General features: G+C 61.4%; 7 protein-coding genes and 1 pseudogene. 1 reads left to right on the top strand and 7 read right to left on the bottom strand.

Annotation, left to right across the window (positions count from 1 at the left end; genetic code table 11):
* The 3 genes from secF to yajC all read right to left on the bottom strand — a co-directional run.
* Window positions 1–736 (bottom strand): protein translocase subunit SecF (gene secF / locus WBF74_RS09000; RefSeq protein WP_424438401.1); only part of this gene is annotated, 736 nt, incomplete at its 3' end.
* Between the two features lie 20 nt (window positions 737–756).
* A complete protein-coding gene (secD, locus tag WBF74_RS09005; RefSeq protein ID WP_424438404.1) occupies window positions 757–2364 on the bottom strand; it encodes a protein translocase subunit SecD in 1608 nt (535 codons plus the stop codon).
* 39 nt (window positions 2365–2403) lie between these two features.
* On the bottom strand, window positions 2404–2718 hold the full coding sequence (gene yajC, locus WBF74_RS09010; protein ID WP_424438407.1) for a preprotein translocase subunit YajC: 315 nt from the start codon (window positions 2716–2718) through the stop codon (window positions 2404–2406).
* Between the two features lie 226 nt (window positions 2719–2944).
* Between yajC and WBF74_RS09015 the strand changes: the two genes are divergently transcribed.
* Window positions 2945–3805 carry an ATP-binding protein gene (locus WBF74_RS09015; RefSeq protein ID WP_424438410.1) on the top strand — a complete coding sequence of 287 codons (861 nt, stop codon included), beginning with the start codon at window positions 2945–2947 and terminating at the stop codon, window positions 3803–3805.
* An 8-nt stretch (window positions 3806–3813) separates the two neighbouring features.
* On the opposite strand, the gene WBF74_RS09020 is transcribed toward WBF74_RS09015, so the two are convergent.
* From WBF74_RS09020 to WBF74_RS09035, 4 genes and pseudogenes are all read right to left on the bottom strand, one after another.
* Complete coding sequence (locus WBF74_RS09020; protein WP_424438413.1) at window positions 3814–4764, bottom strand: peptidoglycan DD-metalloendopeptidase family protein; 951 nt, start codon at window positions 4762–4764, stop codon at window positions 3814–3816.
* 89 nt (window positions 4765–4853) lie between these two features.
* Window positions 4854–5504 carry a protein-L-isoaspartate(D-aspartate) O-methyltransferase gene (locus WBF74_RS09025; protein WP_424438416.1) on the bottom strand — a complete coding sequence of 217 codons (651 nt, stop codon included), beginning with the start codon at window positions 5502–5504 and terminating at the stop codon, window positions 4854–4856.
* Window positions 5505–5528: 24 nt separating this feature from the next.
* Window positions 5529–6326, bottom strand: coding sequence for a 5'/3'-nucleotidase SurE (gene surE, locus WBF74_RS09030; protein ID WP_424438419.1), 798 nt, complete (start codon window positions 6324–6326; stop codon window positions 5529–5531).
* A 16-nt stretch (window positions 6327–6342) separates the two neighbouring features.
* Window positions 6343–6554 (bottom strand): annotated as a pseudogene (locus WBF74_RS09035) (serine--tRNA ligase); the annotation flags it as partial.

The following is a 6554-nucleotide window of genomic DNA, read 5'->3' on the forward strand; positions in this document are numbered from 1 at the left end:
TCATGATGGTGCGTGCCAGTGTTTCGTTAATTGAAAGGTCGATGAGTTCCGCAAGATCCATTTTCTTGTACTTGCGGAGGTTCTCACGCATGCGGTCGAATACGACAACGGTATCGTTGATCGAGTAGCTGACAATGGTGAGAAGCGCTGCAATCGTCGCCAGATTGAACTCAAGCTGGAACAACGAGAAGAGCAGGACCGTCGCCATCACGTCATGGATGATCGACAACACGGCACCGAGCGCGAACTGCCATTCGAAGCGGAACCAGATATAAACGAACATCGCCCCCCCAGCGATGATGACCGCAAGGGTCGCCGAACCGATCAGTTCACCGGAAACCTGCGGCCCAACCGTTTCGACGCGGCGATACTCCACCTCATTGCCAAGCTCGGCCTTGATCGTATCGACGACATACTGGCCGCCGCGCTCTTCCGTCTGATCGGACTGAACACCGACGCGGATGAGAACATTGGTGTCATCACCAAAACGCTGTAGCTGAACCTCACCAAGCCCGAGATTGTTGAGCCGACTGCGCATGCTGGCCAGATCCGCCGGGCCTTCCGTCTGCACTTCCATCAACGTGCCGCCGGTGAAGTCGATTCCGAAGTTGAAGCCGCGCACGAACATCAGCACCGTGGCCGCCACGATGATGATGACCGACAGGCCAACCGCGATATGCCGGTATTTGACGAAGGGGATATTCGTATTCGCCGGAACGAGCTTGAGCCGCCACATATTTCCTGCTCCTCCCGGGGTCACAATACGAGGGCCTTGGGTCGCGTATAACGCGCCCAGACCGCAACGATAAGCCTGTTCACTGTGACCGCAGTAAAGACCGAGGTGACAACGCCAATGGCGAGCGTCACCGCGAAACCGCGAACGGGTCCCGCGCCAAGCTGGAACAGAACGAGAGCCGTAATGAAGTGGGTGATGTTCGCGTCAACAATCGGCGCCATGGCGCGCTTATAGCCCGCCTCCAGCGCCGCGACGACCGATTTCCCGCTTCGCAATTCTTCTCTGATGCGCTCGTAAATGAGCACGTTCGCATCCACCGCCGTGCCGATTGTGAGCACGATACCGGCAATGCCCGGCAGTGTCAGCGTGGCCTGAAGCATCGACAGGATACCGAAGATCAGGAACACGTTGATGAGCAGCGCGATATTCGCGAAGACACCGAAAAGCCCGTAACTCGCCACCATGAAGATGACGACGGCGATCGAGCCGATGACTGCGGCAATGCTGCCTGCGCGGATCGAGTCCGCACCAAGGCCCGGACCAACCGTCCGCTCTTCAAGAACGGTAATATCCACCGGCAGCGCGCCGGAGTTCAGCAAGATCGCGAGGTTGGCCGCCTCCTTGACCGTGAAGTTGCCGCTGATCTGCCCCTGCCCACCCATGATCGGCTCATTGATGCGCGGGGCACTGATGACTTCATTGTCGAGCACAATCGCGAAGGGCCGCCCGACATTGTCGCGTGTCACTTCGCCGAACTGGCGGCCGCCAATCGAGTCGAAGCGGAAGTTCACAACAGGCTCGCCCGTGCGCTGGTCAAAGCCGGGGCTTGCGCTGCGCAGCCGGTCGCCGCCCACCATCACGCGCCGTTCGACGAGATAGGGAACCTTGGGCTCATCCGCCGAATAAAGGATTTCCGTGCCGGCCGGAACCGTGCGGGTCGCGAGCGCTTGCTGGCCCGACATGGCATTGCTGACAAGGCGGAAGGTCATCTTGGCGGTGCGGCCAAGCAGTTCCTTGAGCTGCTGCGGATCATCAAGGCCCGGCACCTGCACCAGAATGCGGTCGGCGCCCTGGCGCTGGATGACTGGCTCCGTGGTGCCAAGCTCGTCGATACGACGCCGCACCACTTCAATCGACTGCTCAACCGCCTGCTGGAGCTGCGCGCGCTTCGCCGCCTCGGTGACAGTCACCTCAATGCGCTGCCCCGTGACAGACACCGTCAGATCGCTTTCCGGCAAGGCCGAGAACTGGCTTGCTGAAACAAGGCTCGAAAGGTCTTCAACAGCCTCGCGCGCCTTGGCGACTTCTTCCGGCCGCGAAATGCTGACAACGACAGCACCGTTCTGGATGCCTAGGCCCGTATAGCCCACCCGCACATCGCGCAGCGCATTGCGAACTTCGCCAACGAGATCCTGCAGACGCGACTGCTCAAGCCCCTTCGTATCAAGGGCGAGCAGCAGATAGGACCCGCCGCGCAGATCAAGACCCAGATTGACCTGCTTGTTGGGCAGCCAGTCGGGCACATTCTCAAGCGAGGATTTGGGGAAGAAGTTCGGAAGCGAATAGGCAAGCCCTGCCGCGCATACCAGCGCGATCAGCACCATCTTCCAGCGTTCGAAATAAAGCATCCCGGTCCCTTCCCCCTCCCCGGAGGCTTTGTCTTCTGCTCAAGAAGGCGTGTTGGTATTGGCCGGAACAGGGTCCGACTTGGAGCGCACTTCCGCCAGCGTGCTCTTCACCACGCGGACGCGCACATTTTCGGCGACTTCCACGGAGACTTCCAGATCATCGACCTTGGTCACCTTGCCGATAAGGCCGCCCGCCGTAACCACCACATCGCCGCGGCGCACATTATTCACCATTTCGCGATGGGCCTTCACGCGGCGCTGCTGCGGGCGCAGCACCAGGAAATACATGATCGCGAAAAGCGCGATGAAGGGAAAAAGCTGGACCAGAAATTCCGTTGCGTTGCCGCCGCCCATATGGGTCTCCTGTGGTGCCTGTCGCGCGGCCATACCTGGACACAGGAGCCGCAAATCGCTGATTTGCGCCGGACTATAACGGCCGCCAAGCCATTTGCAAACCGAAGCCGAAGGCTTGTACGTCTTGCGCTAGTCTTTTGGGCGGAGAGAGTTTTCCGTCTTGCCCGCCCCGGTGCTACGGTGCCGCAACCAGCCCTTTTTCACCCATTGTTCCAAAGCCTGAGCCATGAGCACCACCCCCGAGACCGCCTCCCTTCTCACCCGCATCGCCGAGGCCCTTGAGCGGCTTTCTCCGCCGAAGCCCGCAGACAGCGGTTTCGATGCGGCCGATGCCTTTGTCTGGAATGCGGAGACGGGCCGGCCGGACCCTGTGCCGGAAGTGTCGCGGGTCGATCTCTCGCTCATCCGGGGCGTGGACCGGGTGCGAGACATCCTGCTCGACAATACGCGCCGCTTCGCCAGGGGGCTCCCTGCGAACAACACGCTGCTCTGGGGCGCGCGCGGCATGGGCAAAAGCTCGCTCGTCAAGGCCGCCCATGCAGCCGTGAATGCGGAAATGCCAGGCAGCCTCATCCTCATCGAAATCCACCGCGAGGATATTGAAAGCCTGCCGCGCCTCATGTCGCTGCTTCGCAACGAGAAGCGCCGCGCCATCGTTTTCTGCGATGACCTTTCCTTCGATCACGACGACACCAGCTACAAATCGCTGAAAGCCGTTCTCGAAGGCGGCATCGAAGGCCGCCCGCGCAACGTGCTGTTCTACGCGACCTCGAACCGCCGCCACCTCATGCCGCGCGACATGATCGAGAATGAACGGTCCACCGCCATCAACCCGGCCGAAGCCGTGGAAGAGAAAGTCTCCCTCTCCGACCGCTTCGGCCTCTGGCTTGGCTTCCATAATTGCAGCCAGGACGACTATCTCGACATGATCCGGGGCTATGTCCGCCATTACGGGCTGAAGATCGATGATGAGCAGCTTGTGGCCGAAGCTCTTGAATGGTCGGCAACGCGCGGCGCCCGTTCAGGCCGTGTTGCATGGCAGTTCATTCAGGATCTGGCGGGCCGCCTTGGCCAGACGCTGGGCTGAGCGCGGCCTCACATACTGCCGATAACCGTGCTCGGATCGACTGCCTTCGCACCCTTGCGGATTTCGAAGTGGACCTGCGGCGTGACCACGCTGCCGGAATTGCCCGCCTCTGCAATGGTCTGCCCGCGAACCACCGTGTCACCGCGCTGCACAAGCAGTTTGCTGTTATGGGCATAGGCTGTCATCCAGCCATTGTCATGGCGGATGAGCAGCAGATTGCCATAGCCTTTCAGCTCATTGCCCGCATAGGCGACTACGCCGCTCTGCGCTGCCTTCACCGGCGCGCCCATCTCCGCGGCAATGTTCACACCGTCATTGTGAAGCCCGTTCGCCTTGGGGCCGAAGCTCGAAAGGATGCGACCCTGTACCGGCCACTGGAATCCGCCCACCGCAGCAGGTGGCGCAGGCAGCGGGTCTTTCGCCACGGTCGGCGCTTTTGACGGTGTGGTGGTTGTGGTCGCAACCGCCGCCCCGGCCACAGGCCGGGCAAGCGGTACCCCTGTAGCGCCGCTCGTTGACGAAGAACTGGCGGTGCTCTGCGTCCGCTGGGACGGCACCTGCAGCTTCTCGCCGACCTTGATCGTATAGGGCGCCGGAAGCCGGTTGAGACTCGTCAAGGACGCCATATCGACATTGTATTGCCGCGAGATGCTGTAAACCGTGTCGCCCCTTTGCACGACATGGAAGCGACCGGCGGGAATGGTGAGTTTCTGCCCGACCTCGATCCGGTAGGGCGCGCTCAGGCCATTGCTGTCGATCAGCGAGCGGACCGGCACATCATGCGCGCGGGCAATGCTGTAAACCGTATCGCCGCGTCGGACGACATAGGTGCTGCCGGGCTGCACCGGTTGAACGGGGCGCGCCACCGGCTCCGCTGAGCGACGGCCACCGCCGCTTTCATCCCACCAGGGACGTTCGCTGCTACCGCACGCCGCCACGAGAAGCGTCAGTGAGATCACTGCCCCCTGCCTCGCCACCCGCCATTTCATGCCGCTCCGTCCCATCTGGGCCTCGCCGCCTCCGCCGCCATCAAGCCAGAATTCGCCGTTCAGGACTCCTTGGCAACACCCTCAACCAGCGGCACAAAACGAACAGGCAGAAGGTCTTCCCGCCTCACCCCTTCCGCCGTCCGCTCGATCCGCACCAGCTTCTGCTCCCCGCGGCCACCAGAAACCGCAACAGGAACAACCATCAAGCCGCCTTCCTTCAACTGATCTACCAGTATCTGCGGCACGGCAGGCGCAGCGGCCGTGACGATAATCCGGTCAAAAGGTGCCTGTTCCGGCCAGCCCTTTGCGCCATCGCCCACCCGCGCGGTGATGTTGTGAATGCGCAAATCATCGAATCGCTGAAGCGCATCATTGAGCAGCGTCCGGTAGCGCTCGACCGTATAGACACGGCGGCACAGCCGCGCGAGCACCGCCGCCTGATAGCCCGATCCCGTGCCCACTTCGAGCACCTTCATCCGCTCCCCCACATGCAACTGCTCGGTCATATAGGCGACGATGTAGGGCTGGCTGATCGTCTGGCCGCATTCGATGGGCAGCGCGTGATCCTCATAGGCCTGCTTGCGGAAGGTGCCTGCAATGAACTTCTCGCGCGGCACCCGCTCGATGGCAGACAGCACCCGCTTGTCGCGGATGCCCTGCCGCCGAAGGCCCATGATGAGTTCGATCTTCTCGTGCTCGATTTCGTCCATGACCGTTTCGCTCACGAGAACCCGTCAGCCTTTTTTACGCGGCTTGCGCGGCCGGGCGAGCGTGCCCAGCGCCTCACCAAGCGCCTTTGATGTGCGTGTGTGGGTGAGATCCATGTGAAGCGGTGTCACCGAGATACGCCCCTCATAGATCGCCCGAAGATCAGTGCCCTGCGGCGGATTGCTCAATATCCGCTCAAAGCCCAGCCAGTAGTAAGGATTGTTGCGCGCATCGATCCGCTCTTCCACCCGCACCAGCGACTGGTCGCGCTTGCCCTGCCGCGTCACCTCAATACCGGTGACGGAAGCAGGCACCACATCCGGGAAATTGATGTTGATGAGCACTTCCTCCGGCCAGCCTGCCGCGACAAGCCGCTTCAGAATGTCCGGCGCGAAATGCTCGGCGGTCGCCCATTTCACATTGGTGTTGCCGCCAAAGCCGAAAGCCTGGCTGAGCGCGATTGAGGGAATGCCGAGCTGTGTGCCCTCCATAGCGGCTGCGATGGTGCCCGAATACGTCACATCATCGGCAATGTTCTGGCCGCGATTGACGCCCGACAGAACGAGGTCAGGCTGCCTGTCCCTCATGATGTGGCGCACCGCCATCAGCACGCAGTCGGAAGGCGTGCCCTTCACCGCATATTTATAGGTCGAGAGCTTGCGCACACGCAGCGGATTGGCGAGCGACAATGAATGCGCAGATCCGCTCTGCTCATCCTCCGGCGCTATAACCCAGACATCGGAAGAAAGCTTGCGCGCGATCCGCTCCAGCACCTTCAGTCCCGGCGCGTGAATCCCGTCATCATTCGTGACGAGAATCCGCAAGCCCTTCTTGGTTGCCCTAGCCATTGCGCGAGATAACCTCCAGCCCGCCCATATAGGGCTTCAATACATCCGGCACGGCGATGCTGCCATCTTCCTGCTGGTAATTTTCCATGATGGCAACAAGCGTCCGCCCCACAGCGAGGCCGGAGCCATTCAGCGTATGGACGAAGCGTGTGTTCTTCTCGCCCTTTGGCCGGTAGCGCGCATTCATGCGGCGCGCCTGAAAGT

The sequence above is a fragment of the Parvibaculum sp. genome, assembly GCF_049672805.1.
GTDB lineage: Bacteria > Pseudomonadota > Alphaproteobacteria > Parvibaculales > Parvibaculaceae > Parvibaculum.

Excerpts from the sequence above, each read along its gene's own strand:
- WBF74_RS09025 (WP_424438416.1), bottom strand. The coding sequence starts at position 5,504 with ATGGACGAAATCGAGCACGAGAAGATCGAACTCATCATGGGCCTTCGG.
- secD (WP_424438404.1), bottom strand. The coding sequence starts at position 2,364 with ATGCTTTATTTCGAACGCTGGAAGATGGTGCTGATCGCGCTGGTATGC.
- yajC (WP_424438407.1), bottom strand. The coding sequence starts at position 2,718 with ATGGGCGGCGGCAACGCAACGGAATTTCTGGTCCAGCTTTTTCCCTTC.
- WBF74_RS09015 (WP_424438410.1), top strand. The coding sequence starts at position 2,945 with ATGAGCACCACCCCCGAGACCGCCTCCCTTCTCACCCGCATCGCCGAG.